At 36.7% G+C, this 18231-nt stretch carries 18 protein-coding genes and 1 pseudogene; 7 read left to right on the top strand and 12 right to left on the bottom strand.

Annotated elements, in window-relative coordinates; genetic code table 11:
• Positions 1 to 252 precede the first annotated feature (252 nt).
• Positions 253 to 2298, top strand: coding sequence for a transglycosylase domain-containing protein (locus KQI21_RS14340; RefSeq protein WP_216484910.1), 2046 nt, complete (start codon positions 253 to 255; stop codon positions 2296 to 2298).
• A gap of 578 nt (positions 2299 to 2876) precedes the next feature.
• Here the strand turns inward: KQI21_RS14340 and KQI21_RS14335 are convergent.
• The 3 genes from KQI21_RS14335 to KQI21_RS14325 all read right to left on the bottom strand — a co-directional run bounded on the left by KQI21_RS14335 (position 2877) and on the right by KQI21_RS14325 (position 5406).
• Positions 2877 to 3395 carry a YwhD family protein gene (locus tag KQI21_RS14335; RefSeq protein WP_216484909.1) on the bottom strand — a complete coding sequence of 173 codons (519 nt, stop codon included), beginning with the start codon at positions 3393 to 3395 and terminating at the stop codon, positions 2877 to 2879.
• 207 nt (positions 3396 to 3602) lie between these two features.
• Positions 3603 to 4097 (bottom strand): YwgA family protein, encoded by a 495-nt coding sequence (locus tag KQI21_RS14330; RefSeq protein ID WP_216484908.1) that lies wholly within the window; start codon positions 4095 to 4097, stop codon positions 3603 to 3605.
• On the bottom strand, positions 4087 to 5406 hold the full coding sequence (locus tag KQI21_RS14325; protein WP_216484906.1) for an HD domain-containing protein: 1320 nt from the start codon (positions 5404 to 5406) through the stop codon (positions 4087 to 4089). The genes KQI21_RS14330 and KQI21_RS14325 overlap by 11 nt, the downstream gene beginning before the upstream one ends.
• Positions 5407 to 5659: 253 nt before the next feature.
• Here KQI21_RS14325 and KQI21_RS14320 point away from each other — a divergent pair, with 253 nt between their 5' ends.
• Positions 5660 to 6505, top strand: coding sequence for a lipoate--protein ligase family protein (locus tag KQI21_RS14320; RefSeq protein WP_216484904.1), 846 nt, complete (start codon positions 5660 to 5662; stop codon positions 6503 to 6505).
• A 126-nt stretch (positions 6506 to 6631) separates the two neighbouring features.
• Here the strand turns inward: KQI21_RS14320 and ltrA are convergent, their stop codons facing one another.
• From ltrA to pta, 3 genes and pseudogenes are all read right to left on the bottom strand, one after another.
• The gene (gene ltrA / locus KQI21_RS14315; protein ID WP_216484902.1) at positions 6632 to 8434 is read right to left on the bottom strand and encodes a group II intron reverse transcriptase/maturase; all 1803 of its coding nucleotides are present in this window, start codon (positions 8432 to 8434) and stop codon (positions 6632 to 6634) included.
• A 782-nt stretch (positions 8435 to 9216) separates the two neighbouring features.
• Positions 9217 to 9429, bottom strand: a pseudogene (locus KQI21_RS14310) (zinc ribbon domain-containing protein); the annotation flags it as partial.
• 85 nt (positions 9430 to 9514) lie between these two features.
• A complete protein-coding gene (gene pta, locus KQI21_RS14305) occupies positions 9515 to 10483 on the bottom strand; it encodes a phosphate acetyltransferase (RefSeq protein WP_216484901.1) in 969 nt (322 codons plus the stop codon).
• 510 nt (positions 10484 to 10993) lie between these two features.
• On the opposite strand from pta, the gene hemQ reads away from it, so the two are divergent.
• On the top strand, positions 10994 to 11740 hold the full coding sequence (gene hemQ, locus KQI21_RS14300; protein ID WP_216484899.1) for a hydrogen peroxide-dependent heme synthase: 747 nt from the start codon (positions 10994 to 10996) through the stop codon (positions 11738 to 11740).
• 83 nt (positions 11741 to 11823) lie between these two features.
• Here hemQ and KQI21_RS14295 read toward each other — a convergent pair whose 3' ends face one another.
• The gene (locus KQI21_RS14295) at positions 11824 to 11988 is read right to left on the bottom strand and encodes a hypothetical protein (protein ID WP_216484898.1); all 165 of its coding nucleotides are present in this window, start codon (positions 11986 to 11988) and stop codon (positions 11824 to 11826) included.
• 135 nt (positions 11989 to 12123) lie between these two features.
• Here KQI21_RS14295 and KQI21_RS14290 point away from each other — a divergent pair, with 135 nt between their 5' ends.
• The 3 genes from KQI21_RS14290 to gerQ all read left to right on the top strand — a co-directional run bounded on the left by KQI21_RS14290 (position 12124) and on the right by gerQ (position 14198).
• The gene (locus tag KQI21_RS14290; RefSeq protein WP_253291531.1) at positions 12124 to 13122 is read left to right on the top strand and encodes an SDR family oxidoreductase; all 999 of its coding nucleotides are present in this window, start codon (positions 12124 to 12126) and stop codon (positions 13120 to 13122) included.
• A 160-nt stretch (positions 13123 to 13282) separates the two neighbouring features.
• Positions 13283 to 13708, top strand: coding sequence for a cell wall hydrolase (locus KQI21_RS14285; RefSeq protein ID WP_216484896.1), 426 nt, complete (start codon positions 13283 to 13285; stop codon positions 13706 to 13708).
• Between the two features lie 31 nt (positions 13709 to 13739).
• A complete protein-coding gene (gerQ, locus tag KQI21_RS14280) occupies positions 13740 to 14198 on the top strand; it encodes a spore coat protein GerQ (RefSeq protein ID WP_216484895.1) in 459 nt (152 codons plus the stop codon).
• Between the two features lie 281 nt (positions 14199 to 14479).
• On the opposite strand, the gene KQI21_RS14275 is transcribed toward gerQ, so the two are convergent.
• The gene (locus KQI21_RS14275; protein ID WP_216484893.1) at positions 14480 to 14635 is read right to left on the bottom strand and encodes a hypothetical protein; all 156 of its coding nucleotides are present in this window, start codon (positions 14633 to 14635) and stop codon (positions 14480 to 14482) included.
• A gap of 397 nt (positions 14636 to 15032) precedes the next feature.
• Here KQI21_RS14275 and KQI21_RS14270 point away from each other — a divergent pair, with 397 nt between their 5' ends.
• Complete coding sequence (locus KQI21_RS14270) at positions 15033 to 15290, top strand: hypothetical protein (RefSeq protein ID WP_216484892.1); 258 nt, start codon at positions 15033 to 15035, stop codon at positions 15288 to 15290.
• Between the two features lie 8 nt (positions 15291 to 15298).
• On the opposite strand, the gene KQI21_RS14265 is transcribed toward KQI21_RS14270, so the two are convergent.
• From KQI21_RS14265 to KQI21_RS14250, 4 genes are all read right to left on the bottom strand, one after another.
• A complete protein-coding gene (locus KQI21_RS14265; protein ID WP_216484891.1) occupies positions 15299 to 15667 on the bottom strand; it encodes a DUF423 domain-containing protein in 369 nt (122 codons plus the stop codon).
• 114 nt (positions 15668 to 15781) lie between these two features.
• Complete coding sequence (locus tag KQI21_RS14260; RefSeq protein ID WP_216484889.1) at positions 15782 to 16090, bottom strand: YwdI family protein; 309 nt, start codon at positions 16088 to 16090, stop codon at positions 15782 to 15784.
• A 504-nt stretch (positions 16091 to 16594) separates the two neighbouring features.
• Positions 16595 to 16732: a hypothetical protein gene (locus KQI21_RS14255; RefSeq protein ID WP_179104300.1), complete on the bottom strand. Its 138-nt coding sequence runs from the start codon at positions 16730 to 16732 to the stop codon at positions 16595 to 16597.
• Between the two features lie 165 nt (positions 16733 to 16897).
• Positions 16898 to 17212, bottom strand: coding sequence for a cytochrome c oxidase subunit II (locus KQI21_RS14250; protein WP_216484887.1), 315 nt, complete (start codon positions 17210 to 17212; stop codon positions 16898 to 16900).
• Positions 17213 to 18231 lie beyond the last annotated feature (1019 nt).

The following is an 18231-nucleotide window of genomic DNA, read 5'->3' as shown; positions in this document are numbered from 1 at the left end:
AACCGGTAAAGCTTCCTACCGGTTGGTACTTCCTCGTAAAATCTAGAGATCTTGCACATAGGGAATCAACTTTATCTTTTCAAGGTAAAAAATAAAATAAATTTAACATATAATCCCCAACCTTTATACTTCAACGATGCATGAAGGTTGGGGATTACTATTTGATTTAATAAAGGATCGTTCGTACGTTTATTTGCTCGTTTGTTTTCCCATAATGGTATTAGTTGTAAACTTTTAAAGAGGGAAAAGGTTATGAACAAACATAGAAGAAAACATAAACACAAATTTATCCTGCTCGGATCAGGTATCTTTTTTGCAATAGGTATAACATTTATTGCTAGCATCTACTTCATTAGCTTTCTGCTTGGTCCCCCACCATTATCACTTGACCAAAAAACCGTTCTATACAGTAGTGATGGAGAAGTCATTGGCAAAACAAGTGAGCTAAATAACGAAGAATGGGTAAAGCTTGATGATATTGCTGATGACGCTGTACAGGCAACGCTTACCATTGAAGATCGGCATTTTTACGATCATAATGGTTTTGATTTAAAGCGAATTTTCGGTGCAGTTATTGAAAATATAAAGTCTTTCTCGCTTAAAGAAGGTGCAAGTACATTAACACAACAGTACGCAAGAAACTTATACTTAACCCACGAAAAAACATGGTTACGAAAAATAAAAGAGGCGTTCTTTACCATTCGTTTGGAAATGTTCTATTCGAAATCAGAGATACTGGAAGGCTACCTAAATACGATTTACTACGGTCATGGTGCATATGGGATTGAAGCTGCTAGTGAAGTCTTTTTTAATAAATCAGCCAATGAACTTTCCTTGGCAGAATCTACTATGCTCGCAGGTATTCCTAAAGGCCCAACCTACTACTCTCCATTCAATAATGATATAAAGGCAAACCAAAGGCAACACCATATTTTAAAAACAATGCTATCACAAAATAAAATTAGTTCAGATGAGTATAAACAAGCTAAACAACAACGATTAACATATCGACAATCAAAAGAGAAAAAACAAACAAATCCAGGTGCCTACTTTCAGGATTTCGCCATTCAGGAAGCAAGTAAAGTATTAAATCTGGATGCTGATGAAGTTCGATCGAGAGGGTATCGGATTCACACTACATTAAACAAAGATCGTCAGTTAAAACTTGAAAAAGAGCTAAAAACTACTATTACTAATTCCAGCGAGATCCAGGCAGGTGGGCTCGCTATCGACCCACAAACCGGAGAAATCATCGCTATGGTTGGTGGTCGTAACTATGATAAAAGTACCTTTAATCGGGCAATCCGTGCAAAGCGAATGCCCGGCTCTGCCTTCAAACCATTTGTCTATTATACAGCATTGGAACATGGATATAATGCAACAACGATGTTAATGAGTAAACCAACTACATTTGAACTGTCTGAAGGTAAAGTATATCAACCGGGTAACTTTAATGGGTATTATGCAAATAAACCTATTTCGCTTGCCCAAGCTTTGGCTCTTTCGGATAATATTTATGCCGTGAAGACCAATATGTATGTGGGCCCAGAAAATGTCGTTGATACAGCTAAGCAATTTGGCTTTTCTAGTAAGCTTAGTCCGATTCCATCTTTAGCGCTTGGGACAGAAATTGTATCAATGAAGGAAATGGTTCGCGGTTATGGAATGATTGCAAATGGGGGGAAACAAGTAGATCCGTATGCGGTCAAAAAAATTGTTAATCGAGAAGGTAAGACAATCTATGAACGACCGAATAACCCCCAAGAGCAAATTCTTGATAAAAAGAAGACATATATCCTGGCCCATTTACTGACAGGAATGTTTGACCATTCTCTTGACGGCTATATGCAAGTAACAGGCTCTTCCATTATTGACCAACTCGACCGCACATATGCAGGAAAATCAGGGTCGACAGACTCCGATAGTTGGATGATTGGATTTAGCCCGTTTATTGTTACTGGTATTTGGGTAGGTTATGACGATAACAGAAAAATAGAGCAAGTAGAAGAAACAAGTTATGCCAAAGATATATGGGCTGGTTTTATGGATGCTGCTCATCAAGATTTGCCAAAAAGCAGTTTCCCTATCCCTTCAGGAGTTATTGGTGTTCCTGTTGACCCTGCTACTGGACAACGCGCCACTCCTTATTGTTCATCAAGCAGAGTTATGTTTTTCGAAAAAGGAAATGAACCGAAAGAATATTGTTCACTTCACTTTCCGGAAGATTCACCAAATAAAACCGATCCAAAGCCTAAAAACAAAAGCATCTTGGAAAAAGTTTTTGACCTTTTTCATTAAAAAGCGTGTTCAAAAAGGGATTAGAAAAACTTGGCTTGTCGCCAAGTCTTTATGGCGAAAGCGATAGTTTTTCTTATACTATAAACCATAAAGTTTTATACTTTCCTATAGTATAAAAAGGACCAAGGTCGGCTAACGTCTCAGGCGTCCTTGAAAAACCGCGATGTGTCGCTAACGTAGATTTCCTTGTCCTTGAAAAACCACGATGCGTCGCTGACCTAATTACACTTATATTTAGAACTTAAAATTTTTTAACTACGTTGAATGAACTACAACATTAAAATTTTATACGTTCTAATGTGCGAAGAAATTCAATGTGTCATTTTTAGCGTGCTTTTTAAAGGAAAAAGGGGCTGAATCCAGCAAGTCTGAATTCAGCCTCTTTTTTGTCCTAGTAATACATGAGTAAGCCCATGTAGCCTATATTTTACAAACTTCCTTTACAAAGTACAAGGAAAAATCAATATGTTCATAACAAAGTCACAAATTATTCATTTTTTATTAGCGTCAGGAAATTAATTTCATGACAATAAAAAGTGTTTCCTAAAGTAAAAACATCTATATTACCTTAAGATAGCTTACTCTGGCAGAGCTGACTTTAATTCTTCTGAAGAATTGTTCCACATATCTTGATTAAACTCAACTAAAAAGTCCTTTAATAATTTTTTAGAATGATCATCCATATGATCAACGACTACTTTTCCTTTTAGTGATTTTTCCATATGTGTCACATGCTCAGGCATTGATTTATATGCACGCTTATTCGGTTTATCAACACGTAGCTCGCTTCCAGCCACACCGGCATAGTAAGGACCGGTTTCGTTACGGTCGATATTTACCCATACAATCCAATAAAGCTTACCATTAGGTACCTCACCTTTATCGGAGAAATATTTAACTCGACGTTCAATATCACTCCGCGCATGCATCGCTGCCATATCAACATATGCTTTATTCTCATTCGGGTCAACGATTACGGAAGACATATTCTCTAAGCTGATGGAACCATAGCCGTAGCCGCCATGGCCATCTGTGGAATCATCTTTAATAATTGTAAATCTATTCTTTTTCTGATTCGAAGATTGATCGGAATTCATTTAACCCCTCCTTCTCCAATGTATGTGGTTTCCATTGTAGCATAGGTTTAACTTACATAGCATGTACTCCGTATCCAAATACATACGAGTATGTATACTACAAGAAGCGTGATGAAAAACTCTTCACGTTATGAAGGGTCTCTGTATTAAAAACTTTTAACAATGACATTCATTATGCCTCTCGTATACTTTCATTTAGAATATCCTTTAATGACGAATATCATCGATAAAGGCCAATGCATCTTGAATTTCTTCATCGGTATATTTTTGCTTTGGCTTGACTGTATAAACTTTAGCAATCGATTCTTCAAGTGGTAAGTCATCAAAGTAAAGAAGCGTAGCAACTAACTCTAAAAAACGGGAACTTTTTTCTTGCATCGCTTTTACTTGTGCAGAAAAATCAGGCATGTCCATTTTAAATTGTTCTAAAAAAGCTGCTCCATCTTCCGTAATCGTGTAGTGATATTGATAATAATTGCTTTTTTCTTCCTTAGCTTCCTTTATAAAACCTAAATTACATAATTCTTCTACACGCAGCGTTAACTCTTCTGAATAAGGACCGTAAAAATGAAATGCGTATTTCTCCTCAAAAGGTATATTGCATTTTTGCAAAATATAAATCATCTTTTGCAGTTTTTTTCTTCCTGTTACTTCATTTACTACCGAAAAAAATTGCATTAATTTTGCATGGTTAGTTAACATGTTTTACCTCTCCCTGACCAGATAATATTTCTTTCATCCGCACCTTTTTCTGCTCATCCTCTAAGTTTTCTAAAAAATCATGAGGATAATAGAGCTTATGATCGGTTCGCTTCTTTCCAGAAATTGCTTCAACAATATCGGACTCTCGTGATAATTCTCGTAACTCCCCATTTGGCATTAATAAATGAATTGGCAAACGTTCTTCCTCTTCACCTGGACGGTAAAAATCATATGGTAAATCAGAAGACGAATCAACAACTAAATAATAGGCCGGGTCAATATTTGTTTCTGTAAATAATTGATGCAGTTCCATCCAATCATTCATTTGTAAGTTGGGATTAAACTCAACATATTTAAATAAACGGCGATTCATAAATCGCTCACAAAGATCACGAAGGATAACATCATCTTCTTCTTGCCATAACTGAAAATAATAAGAGACAATACCTTCATCTAATTTTAAATAGTCCTCAAGCTTCACATTCCCTGTAAAAAACGATTCAAAATGAGTGGGCTTTAACTTGAATTCGTATGTTGTATCTTCATACAGTACTTTCGCACGCTGTAGTATTTTACACAGAATAACTTCCGCACTTCTTGTTACCGGATGAAAATAAACTTGCCAGTACATTTGATAACGGCTCATAATATAATCTTCAACAGCGTGCATCCCTGTTGACTTAATTACTACTTGATCCTCCATTGGTCGCATAACTCGAAGAATTCGTTCCATATCAAAATGCCCATAGCTGACCCCGGTAAAATAGGCATCACGCTGCAGGTAATCCATTCTGTCAGCATCAATTTGACTGGAGATTAAACTGACGACTAATTTATCACGGTATGTTTTAGCAATCACATCGGAAACATCTTGACTAAATCCCTTTTCTACTCGCTCTAAAATAGCATTTACTTCTGTATTCCCTAAAATAATTTGTTGTGTAAAATACTCATGGTCCAGTTTAAATACTTTTTCAAAGGAGTGGGAAAATGGACCGTGACCTAAATCATGTAATAAAGCCGCACATAAACAAAGAAGACGCTCCTCTTTATTCCAATGTGGACGCCCTTCAAAGTTCGATATGATTCTTCTGACAATTTCATAAACTCCAAGCGAGTGATTAAAACGACTATGTTCTGCACCGTGAAATGTTAAATTTGTAGTGCCTAGCTGCTTAATTCTTCGCAACCGTTGAAACTCCGGGGTAGCAATTAAATCCCAAATCACCTTATCTCTTACATGAACATAACGGTGTACGGGATCTTTGAAAACCTTTTCCTCGTGGAGCTGCTCATCCTTATATGCCATGTCTGATTCATCCGTTTCTTTTCGACTATTTCTTTTTATTATATAATAGATAAGCCGAATAAAAAAGGATAAAGTGAAACTTCATTCAGTAGGAGTTTTCTTCCATCTCCTACTGAATGTTAGTTGAACGAATCGGGCATTTAGGTGCCGTTTTCTCCCACTTAGACCTTTTGTATCAACTCAAGGTCTTGAAGTGGGAGTCTTACGGCACCTTACATGCGGGATAAAGATAAAAGAAAGTCAGGAGTTGCTTATGAAAAATTGGAAAGACATTATCGCACATCACACCATTCGCTATTTAGACCATACATCGCTGCAAACGTTTCATTATGAACCTTACACAGCACTACATTCTTTTGCTATTGACGATGCATTAGCACTTTCAGTTAGTAACCGGCTTTCTCCTCCGATCATCCGCCTTTGGGTGCATGAGAATACAATTGTATTGGGGATTCCTGATGGTAAGCTCCCTCATGTCAAAGAAGGTGTTGATCTATTACGTAAGGCTGATTTTGATGTCGTCATTCGTAATTCTGGGGGACTTGCAGTTGCGTTGGATCATGGTGTACTAAATATATCCTTTATTTTGCCCGGAGTAAAGGAACTGTCGATTCATGATGGCTATAAAGCAATGGTGAGCTTTATACAGTATCTATTAAGGGATTTAACTGATGAAATTAAGGCTTATGAAATCGTTCATTCCTATTGTCCAGGTGATTATGATTTAAGTATTAACGGAAAGAAATTTGCCGGAATTTCTCAGCGGCGGGTAAAAGATGGCGCCGCGGTGCAAATTTATCTCGATGTAGAAGGAAATAGCTATAAACGAGCTAGTCTTATTCGAGATTTCTACGCCATCAGTAAAAAGGGAGAAGCAACTAAATTTTCCTATCCACAAGTCGATCCTCATGTGATGTGCTCTTTATCTCAATTACTAGACACTCCTTTAACGATTGAGGATATGAAGAAACGTGTCATAACAGCATTGGAAGAAGCAAATCAACAAGTGGTAAAATCATCTTTCAGCGAATCAGAATATCGAGACTATACAAAAAGACTAGCACAAATGAAGAAACGAAATGAACATATCCATAGATAATTATTGTATTAGGAAAAGGAACTCTCTTGATAGCAATAGGTAAGACTTTGATGTAATCGCCATCTTTTCCCCTGCTCCACACCCAACGTGCGACTTTCACCGCATTGGGCGTTCCATCTTATTCTTTTATGCTAAAGCAACTAAATTACAAACTTTACGAAATTGATTTATTTTCTCCAATTGTTTTCCATCCAATTGGAGAATTTTCCTATATTGCTCAATCGTCTTTTTATCTGTGGCATGAATTAATCTATGAATATTTTCATGGACTACTACGAGATTACTGAATTTATCTGTTCCACCCATGTGTCGTGGTATCTTGTGATGACAGTGAACTTCATTTGCAAGTAAAAATTTTCCTGTTACTGTACATTTTCCTAATTGCATAGAGTATCTTGAGATTCTATTATCTGCATATTCTAAGTTTTCATTCTCATAAGATGTTTGTAGCATTTTGTAGATTTCTATTGCAATGTCGGTTTTAAGTTTCTGATGAAGTTTAATCCTTCCATCTTTTGTGTAGTTACATATATCTTGACTGAAGTTCATAGCGTTCTTAGTTTGTATATCTTTTAGAGGATATAAATAGATACCTGCTATTTCAAACGTTCTGAATTTATTCTTATGGAGTCGCTTGTACGTTTCAGAAGGTTTAATAGGTATTCCATATTTTCCTATTGATTTTAGACAATTGTGAAGGGTTCGATACAGTCGATGGTCTATATTTGCAAAATCCAAATTTATGTGTGTCGCTATTTTGTAGTAGTTTTTAATACCAAGAATGTATGAATTATAGCGATTGATGTTCTTGGGTGTGGGGTTTCTCCTAATATCATGAATCAGCTTTCTAGATTTTTCTAAGATGTTTTTTATTTTCTTATCCATGATGTGCGTATTCGCTACAATTTTATTGCCTTTACATACTGCTTTAAGAGAGAAACCCAGAAACTCTGATTTTCTTCTTCTTAAATTGGTTATTGTTGATTTCTCGGTTGATATATCAAGGTTTAATTGGTTTTTGAGGTATCCCTTTACTGCATGGGATATTTTAATCGCTGATTTATGAGAACTCGTGAAAATTTTAAAATCATCTGCATATCTAACGATGTACATTTGTTTTAAATTCGACTTCTTTAGCATCCGAATCTTAATAGTTTGGTTTTTGTATTTAAAACCCGTTTTCATTTTTTCCCATTGATTAGCTATCCACCAGTCTAGGTCATTTAGAACAATGTTTGACAGTAATGGTGATAAGATACCACCTTGTGGCGTTCCTTTGGTTGGTATCCCTTGACCTTGTATGGGTGCTTTTAACATTTTGGATACAATTGAAAGGACTCGTTTGTCTTTGACACCTATTCTATACATTTGTTCTAATAGTCTAGTATGGTTTACATTATCAAAGAAACCTTGTATATCTATATCTACTACATGATGGTGGTCAGTTTTATTTATTAGATATTGACATCTTGCCATTGCATGATGAGTTGACCTATTCGGTCTAAAACCATATGAATGATTGTAGAATTTCGCTTCACAAATTGGCTCTAATACCTGTTTGAACATCTGTTGAATAAGTCTATCCCTCATAGTCGGTATACCTAATGGACGTTTCTTTCCATTTGGTTTCAGTATTTCAACTCTTCTAATTGTTTGGGGTTTATAATTTTCTAAAGTATTTCTTATGTCTTCAACAAATGATTCAACATTTTCTATTTTGTATTGGTCAATAGTTACACCATCTGTTCCTGCTGTTTTAGAACCTGTGTTAGCCTTGATGTTTCTGTAAGCTAGTAAAATATTGTCTTTTGATATGATATGTTCATATAATCTCAATCCTTTTGTGGCGTTATTCTTACTTCGCTCATAGAGATTATCGTATATATTTTGCATATCATAATATTCTGCATGTCGTAATGTCGTACTCACCGATGGATTGTTTCCCCTTTCTTTGGAAAAGTCCCATCATCCTACTCGACCCTGTGAGTTTCATTTAGTTGATTTAGTTATCAAAGAACAAGACTTGGGACTATCCCTCCACGTTAGTTAGACGTTTCATCGGTACTGTATCCCTACTTTCACAAGAATAAAGTCATTTCAGTTATTACCTTATAGACACCATTTCGATAGTAGTCGTTTTAGATAGATGTTCCTTGCTTACAACGTTCCAATTAACCTAGCTTTACATATATCCGTAGATGCTTACTCTAGACCTGTCAACTCTATACCTTCATTGTTAGGTATTCCGAATTTCTTAGTAGTTATCCATACTTTTCGGTGGTTGACCCTGCAATTTTGCAGGTTACATCTTTCGATAAGTAATGTGGTTTTAGACCCGTACATTCGTAAGTTTGTCAGTCCTTTTCTGGACATTCTCACCATAGATATTTTATAGCATCCCGACCTATCATAATCCATATCCTTTGTAAGCGACTTAGGTTTATTTCAGCCGACTTCACCTAGCTTCATACATGTTCAAACTACTATTATCCCATGCATGTAGGAGTATTAGATAACTCGTTTCAGCCCAACATGAAGGCTTTCATTCCGAGTTTCAGTTAATCAGTTATAATTGCTTGATAGCAATCCTCCTATTTCATGCATATGCACTTATAAGGAAACGTTTCGCACAACTACTCCCACTTATCGACCTTGTGATCTGATTGAAGTGGGAGATTCTTAAGTAAAGGTTTCTATCAAATCCTAATTGATTAAGCTATCCCCGTCATTCCAACGGTTAAAAGTCTTATAGCTTCATTTTTAAGATTTTGTCCTGCGTTAATATCACGATCGTGATGTGTGCCATAAGAAGGGCAGTCCTACTCACGAAGGTTTAGATTCTTAACGTCTTTATTTTGGTATCCACAATATGAACATAGTTGAGAACTAGCAAAAGTTTTAGATACAGCAACTACTTCTTTGCCATCGGAAAACGATAAAAAGTACCCTATAGTTAAACTTCGTGAATAAGTTCACTATAGGGTACATAATTATTTATCTTCCAGGTTATTAAGCTTGAGCAGCTGTAATTAGTGCTAAATTATAAACATCCTCTGCATCACATCCGCGTGATAGATCATTTACCGGCTTGTTCAAACCTTGTAAAATTGGTCCTACTGCTTCAAAGTTCCCTAATCGTTGAGCAATTTTATAACCTATATTCCCTGCTTCAAGGCTTGGAAAAATAAATACACTCGCATCTCCTTGCAGTACAGCCCCCGGAGCTTTTTGCTTTGCAACACTTGGTACGAACGCTGCATCAAATTGAAACTCACCATCGATCACAAGTGACGGATTTTTTTCCTTCGCTAATTTTAGTGCTTCTACTACCCGTTCCGTTTCTTCAGATTTTGCTGAACCCTTCGTCGAGAAGCTCAACATAGCAACACGTGGCTGGATACCAAATAGTTTAGCTGTTTCCGCACTTTCCACTGCTATTTCCGCAAGGTCTTGACTATCGGGAGTTATGTTGATCGCACAATCAGCAAAGACATACTTTTCTTCGCCGCGAACCATGACAAAAACACCAGATGTTTTCTTAACCCCTTCTTTTGTTTTAATAATTTGCAGTGCTGGTCTTACCGTATCTGCAGTAGAATGAGCTGCACCACTTACAAGACCATCTGCTTGATTCATATAAACAAGCATGGTGCCAAAATAATTCTCATCTAAAAGTATCTTTTCCGCATCTTCTTTGGTTGCTTTTCCTTTACGACGCTCCACAAATGTTTCAACCATTAAATCAAACTCAGCGAACTCTTTTGGATCCATTATTTTGCAACGAGTAATATCTACACCTGCTTCTTCTGCCTTCTGTTTTATGCTTGACTTTTCTCCAATTAGAATTGGCAGTAAGACATCTTCAGCAGCAAGTTTACTCGCAGCAGTCAATATACGTTGATCTGTCCCTTCCGGAAAGACAATAGATTTGGGTTGGTTCATCACTTTTTCTTTCATTTGCTCAAATAATTCACTCACTTTTACTAAACCTCCTAAATGGTTATATTTAAATAGTAGATGATTTTGTGTTTAAATTAAAGCATTTCCTCCCTAGCATCCATCTTTTTTTGACAGTATAATGACAATTATATATCCATCATCCATTTTAAAGTCTATATCATGCTTAGCTTGCCCGAATTATGCTATAGTAAAAGCAGATTTGTATTTTAGTAAGCTCAAAGTGCGTTTTCAAAAATAGGGTAATTTGACCTGAGGTCGGCAAAGGTCAATTAAGGGGCCCTTGTTATAATCCGACAGTAGCATGTCCTGTCGAGTCAAAGTTCAAGGATAGTTTTAAATAGCTAGAGTATTTACAATTAAATACATGACATTGACGGCTTCCTCGAAAATCTATCCAACACAGGAAAATGTTTTTCTTTTCCAAGGAACGAGAAACAAGCTAACAATGAAATTCGATGTGTCATTTTACCCGACGTTTTTGAGCAACCGCTTAATAGAAACAAATTATTAATTAAAGGGGAGATTACGATGGTAGAGCCAGTAGAAACAATGGATGGCTGGTACAGCCTGCACGATTTCCGAACAATCGATTGGACTTCATGGAAATTAGCCAGTGAAGAAGAACGAAAGGAAGCAATCAATGATATCCGGCAATTATTAGCTGAATGGGATGAAACAGAAGAAGCTAAAAACGGAAGTCACGCTCTCTATAACATTATTGGACAAAAAGCAGATTTAATGTTTATGTTTCTCCGACCGACTACGAATGAATTAGCTGCTATTGAAACAGCAATTAATAAATCGAAAATGGGTGAGTTTTTAATTCCTGCCCATTCTTACTTTTCTGTAGTAGAATTATCAAAATATCGTCCTTATAAGGAAGAACATCCAGAGCTTATTCCTGAGGTAGCAAAACGTCTAAGACCGATTTTGCCAAAATGGGAACATATTTGCTTCTACCCAATGGATAGACGGCGTTATGGGGATGAGAACTGGTACACATTAGAAAAAGATGTTCGTGCAAAGCTGCTATATGAACATAGCATGACTGGACGAAAATATGCTGGAAAAGTTTCGCAAATTATTACCGGTTCGATTGGTTTTGATGATTGGGAATGGGGAGTAACATTATTTGCCCATGATCCACTGCAATTCAAGAAGATTGTTTATGAAATGCGATTTGATGAAGTAAGCTCTAAATATGGTGAGTTTGGTGAATTTTTCGTCGGAAATCATCTTGGCAACAAAGATATTGTACCCTTTCTTGAAGTATAGTTAATTTAAATATGAAAACCTATTGGTAACTAAAAAACGCCTATTATGTGATAAATCATCACATAACAGGGCGTTTTTCTTTATCAAATACGGGAATAATAGGGTTCATAGCGCGGAGAAGTGTAAAACGGAGGTCGTCTTCCAATAACAGGCATGAGCCAACTCTCATTAAGATATTTCATTCGTACTTTCTTCTGTGTTCCTCCAATTAATAACCAAACCACTTCACTGCTAAATACAACGTCCAATTACACATCCCTCCTTTCTTTCATTGTACGTTATTTATTTAAAAATGAAGCATGGACACTTAGCTCCATTTATCTTTCACATCCGCGGACGCCTATACATACATTAGTGAAACAAAAAGAAAAGAGGTTATATTTATGATGAAAAAAGACGGACCCAATCATCAGCTTTCTCCCGAACAGCATTTACATGAAATTCATCAGCTCCAGCATTGGTTTGAAGAAAATAAACAAACATATCCATATCCAATGTATCCGAATTATGGTAAAATCACACGCTATGAAGAAATACCTTTAAGTAACCCGGAGCAACGTCAGTTAATTCATCCTGGTCAAGAAGAATTCATGGTACCTAAACCAATTATTGAGAACCCCAATTATCAAGGAAGTGGGAAACTGGATAATAAAGTAGCTTTAATCACTGGCGGCGATAGCGGAATTGGTGCTGCTGTAGCCATTGCCTTTGCCAAAGAAGGGGCAAATGTTGCAATTGCTTACTTGAACGAGCACAATGACGCTAACCGAACGAAGCAACGAATAGAGGCACATGGTCAATCTTGCCTGCTACTCCCGGGGGATTTGGGTGAGAGACAACAATGCAAACGAATTGTAGAGAAAACGATTAATACATTCGGCCAATTAGATATACTTTGCAATAATGTCGGGATACAGTTTCAACAAAATGACCTGCTCGATATTACTGACGAACAATTTGACCATACCTTTAAAATTAACATTTATTCACATTTTTATACAACAAAAGCAGCCCTGCCATACTTAACGGCAGGAAGCTCTATTATTGGTACTACATCAGTTGTTACGTATTCAGGTGAACCATTATTAATTGACTATTCAGCAACCAAAGGAGCGATCGTTGGATGGACCAGATCATTGGCAAAAAACCTGGTTGATCGAGGAATTCGCGTCAATGCTGTGGCACCGGGGAAAATTTGGACACCATTAATTCCAGCAAGTTTTTCTGCCGACTTAAATGTATTACATGGATCCAACTTATATCAACGTATAGGACAGCCATTCGAACTTGCACCAACATATGTATACCTTGCATCTGATGATTCACGATTTGTTACTGGCCAAGTTTTACATGTTGATGCAGGAGAATCGACACACTCCTAATTCTGGTACCAAAACTAGTTTAAAAACTTAAGCCAATTTTAATTCAGGCAAAAAGCTTTTTGAAAAATTTTTCTGCCTGAATTTTTTATCGTACATATTCCTACCCAGCTTTTCATACATATACTAATGCAACCAGATTAGACAGAAATGAGGAATGCAAATGGCGCTTGTAGCACATACCGAAAATGATATCGCATTGTTAGCTAGACTGATGCGAGCAGAAGCAGAAGGTGATGGTCAATTAGGTATGTTAATGGTTGGAAATACCGGAATTAATCGAGTTATTGCTGTATGTCTCGATTTTGTAGATATACGAACTATTAACAGTATGGTATTTCAAAGCCCTGGGGGTTTTGAAGCTACGCAAAAAGGATATTTTTATCAACGGGCAAGAGAACAGGATAAACGTTTAGCACGCAGAGTTGTCCGTGGGGAACGTCAGCATCCTGCCACAAATTCCTTATGGTTTTTTAAGCCTGTAGGCGGCTGTCCTGCTCAATGGTTTGGACAGTGGAATGCAGGACGCTATAAATCACATTGCTTTTATGCTCCATTAGCGTCAGAATGTCCTACCGTTTATCGATGAATAAATTACAAATATAAAAGGAGGTTTTTTTATGAGTGACAATCAAAATAATCGTCAGCATGTAAGCTCGTACCAGCCATACCCTTACTATTATTATCCAACAACTTCACCTGCTTATTATCCTATGTACCCGATGCGGCAACAGCCTGCAAGTCAAACCTACCAACAAGCACAAACTCCACCTGTATCAGGTAGTACAATTCAGGGTCAAGCTATACTACCTGATCAAGAATCCTACATTGAAAATATTTTACGTTTAAACCGCGGCAAAGAAGCAACTGTCTATATGACGTTTGAAAATAATGAACAGTGGAATGCTAAAGTATTTCGTGGAATTATTGAAGCAGCAGGTCGGGACCATATTGTAATTAGTGATCCTCAAACAGGGAAACGTTATTTACTACTTATGATCTATCTTGATTATATTGTCTTTGATGAAGAGTTAACCTATGCTTATCCATATGCAAACGCATCCTATTCACCACGTTAGCTAATCAAAAACAGCACAATAGAAAGGCACGACGGCAAGCATGACTTACAATGATTCTAATCCAAACGATGTCAGAGATAGACTCATTTTTTGTTAAGGAAACAGCGTTTAGACGCCATTATCTTCCACTTAGGTTTATTGTATTCCCCTATCACTCTTGAAGTGGGAATCTTACGGCACCTTAATACGGGATAAATATCTACTTTGATCAAAAGCTTTGAAGTGCTCGTGAAGCAGCGTACAAATCGGAGATCTTCTGACAGGAGGAAGGGCAACTTCATTCAAGGAGTTCTTTTCTCCTTGAAAAAGAAAAGCACTTTTTCTGCGTGCGATGCGGCGCTGTCGTAGCTTTTCTTGTCCTTGAAAAAGAAAAGCACTTTTTCTGCGTGCGATGCGGCGCTGTCGTAGCTTTTCTTGTCCTTGAAAAAGAAAAGCACTTTTTCTGCGTGCGGTGTGTTGCTGTCGTAGCTTATCTGTCCTTGAAAAAGAAGAACGCTTTTTCTGCGTGCGATGCGTCGCTATCGTAGCTTTTATTGCCCTTGAAACAGTAGATCAAAAGCTAAGTTCTCAGGCGTCACTGAAAAAGAAAAAACACTTTTTCTTCCGTGCCAGGAAGGAGATCGAAGTTTGCTAGCAGCGTGAGTGTGCTTAAGCTAGATGAAGCTACTTTCAAAACAAGATATCCACCATGTACTAACAGATATCGTTTCTTAAACAAAAACAAATGTATAATTTCCTAGACGAAAAATAAGGGATGACGCGGGCAATATCCCCTGTGTCATCCCTCCTCAGTTTAATTAATTGTAATAGCGGTATGATAGGGAGGCTGATACGATGAAACGAAGTTATGAAAAATTCATACTTATGGAGTCCGTATCATTATTTGGAGCTGCCATTCTTGGGTTAATTGCCCTCATAAATGGGTATCCGCTCCTTATCATCATTTGCCTTTTACTAATTGCAGCAAGCCTCGCTTTTGACACATTCATTCAATTACAAGTATTTATTATGCAACCATTCTACACCATTAAACAAGCAGTACGAGCACTGCTGCTTATTTTATTTGCAGTAGCTTTAATGTTCCAGCTTTAATTATGCAATCATACATATTTTAAGATAAATAATCCTAAAAGCACCCAGCCAATAAGAAATGCAACTCCCCCAAATGGTGTAATCATCGCAAAAGTTTTAATAGCAGTGGTCGAATAGATGTATAAACTTCCTGAAAATAAAACAATACCAATAAAAAACATCCAACCTGCCCACATAACTCCATTGCTGTTTACTTTCATCATGAGTAGCCCGATTACTAATAGTGCTATCGTATGAAACATTTGATAAGTTACGGCCTTCTCCCAAGTGGCAATAGCACTTTCAGATAGTTTTCCTTCTAAGCCGTGCGCGCCAAATGCCCCTAAGGCAACTGCTAAAAAACCATTTATAACTCCTAAAAGTAAAAATACCTTCATGCTTGCACTTCCCCCTCTTTATTAGAAAAACTTGGCTTATCGCCAAGTCTTTATGGCGAAAGCTATAGTTTTTCTTATACTATAAACCATAAAGTTTTATAGTTGCCTATAGTGTTAAAAATCAAAAATCGAGTCTCCATTCGCACCATCATGATCAAGCTTTGATAAATTACCTGAAACTTGATGTTGCTGGATCACTTTACTAGCATCCTGTTCTCCGATCATTGCTTTTAGCTCGAGCTGTGAAATGGTGTGTTCATCCGTCTGATTTACTGTTTTTGGTTGTTCCTCAAGTAGCAAATCACATAATAAACGAACATGACTAATACGTTTGGTCATTTCGGTTATATTTTCAGGATCAGCTTTCGCTTTATTTAATTCAGTTATCATTTTATTTATAATTGTTGCATTAGCTACTGCCATAGCCTATCTTCCTTCCTTAAAATACCTAGTTTCATTATATTAGGAGTTCTAGTGGAAAACAAACAGTTTCCCTTGAGCTTACGAAATAGATATAGTGTAACTTCATTTTAAGGAGTGCTTGAATGTTAATGTTATCTCCTACTTACTTCTTCGTCTTCTCTATAACTCTTAAAACGGGAGTCTTTACGGGAACCTTATATGGTGGAATAAGGAAACAAGTCCCTGTAACAGGGGTATGCCGACGCCTGAGCGGCAAGCCCGCTTTTAGTCGGCCTTCCTTAGATTCGAACCGATGTTAACTTATCGGAGCAAGAAGATCGAAATTTGCTAGTCACTCAAATGCTACTTTTAAAGAAACTATCCACCATATAAATAGATATACTTTCCTGGTCAAATAAAAAGTCCTGTAATGGCAGGACCTTGTTTCTTTCCAAATTGTATTTTCAGTTTACCCTATCAACTCAAGTAGAGACATTTCTATTGGTGTTCCATTTTTTATCTTGTCTATGCATTTAACATTTTCTTAGGTAACTCCTCTAAATATCGACTATACACCCATTGCAAAAAAACTACTTCATTATCTTGTAATTGCCTGCCTAACTTTTCTTCGGTTTCCTGACAGATTTGTAAAAAGGTTACCATACGCTTGAAATTCCCCCTATTGGAGCTGATATTTCCTTCCATTGTATCGCTGTTTAGAGTGAAGCGCAATAACTTTCTGGTCAAAAGGCAGAATTTACAGATAACTACTCATTTTGACAAAATAGATGCTAACTAAACCGACAGATTTTTTGTAAAGATTACAACTTATCTACATGTCTTTTCTATTGTTTGACAACCTATAACAAATAAGGCAAATAGAATTATAATAATAAACACCCTAACGCTATCAACAAAATACCAGTAATAAGAAAAAATAGCTAATCTTTCTCTAATTTTAGTGTATTTGTAAACAAACCAAATCACTAAAACAAAGACAGTACTAACAACAATCATCATTATCCAAAAACTAAATATAATAAGAAAAATCTGGTCACTTGCAGTACCACTTTTAGCATCAAGTACAATAATATGACAGCCTGATCGAATAAACAATATTGAAACAAGAAATAATTTTTTCATTGTATCCCATCTCCCCTTGTTAACGTTTAATTTAGAGCTCTAGTGCAAACGATTTACAATCAAGGGGCTTTTGCAAAATCCGTTACAGTTATTCTCTACTCCTACCTAACGAAGGACTAAAACATAGTTTTTTTTACTCAGTTATAATACTTGTTCAAAATGAAAACATCAGGAGAATGTATGTCATGAGATATCAGCACTAGCTAGAAACAAATCAACAAAGGAATTGGAAGTGTCATTTTTGACTTTTTAAATAACCTCTATAAAAAATATGGTTAACACAAAGATTTCCAAAGTTAAGTGTCTGCATCGTTTACCTTAAGGCCTGCATACTTTCATAAATAGAAAACTTAGCAAGCAATCTCCTGGCAGAAAACGAATTGCGTGTAATACGTAAAAACAAAAATTTTAAGTATTGAACTATATTTTTAGCGCCGTATTAGAAAAACTTGGCTTATCGCCAAGTCTTTATAGCGAAAGCTATCGTTTTTCTTATACTATAAACCATAAAGTTTTATACTCCCTCTATATACTAACGTTTTCTCTAGTTTTCTTCGCTTTTCTTAGAATTTCATAATTTGTTTTGAGTTATTCATAACATTATACTGGGTATCCAACTGATTTAGAGAGATTTTAATGGAAAAGGGTGCACTTAATAAGCCATCCTTCTCTCTTTGAAAAAAATGGAATTTATTGCTGCTATGATCGCACCTCTTAATCCCACTATACTCATGGCGACAAACCCTCCCACATCTCACAGCGTCATTGCGCATACATTCCTTCGTTCGGTCTATCCATGAAGTGGGGCCGGCGATGCTTTCCTGCAGGGTCATTGCCCGATAGTATAAAAATTTGCCGGCTGCTCCGTGCTTCCATTGTTATGGATGATTCCTCTAAAAATAAACGTTTTACATTCTCATTAATACATGGGAAACGTTATGTCTCTAGGCTACATTCTGTAATCGAAAATGCGGAATGTCACGTAACATCTTTTCTGCACTAAATGCTACTTGCTTCGT

This window comes from Virgibacillus proomii, from assembly GCF_018916875.1.
GTDB lineage: Bacteria > Bacillota > Bacilli > Bacillales > Amphibacillaceae > Virgibacillus > Virgibacillus proomii_B.
The sequence above is the reverse complement of the archived record's forward strand: the minus strand, read 5'-3'. Positions and strand labels throughout refer to the sequence as shown.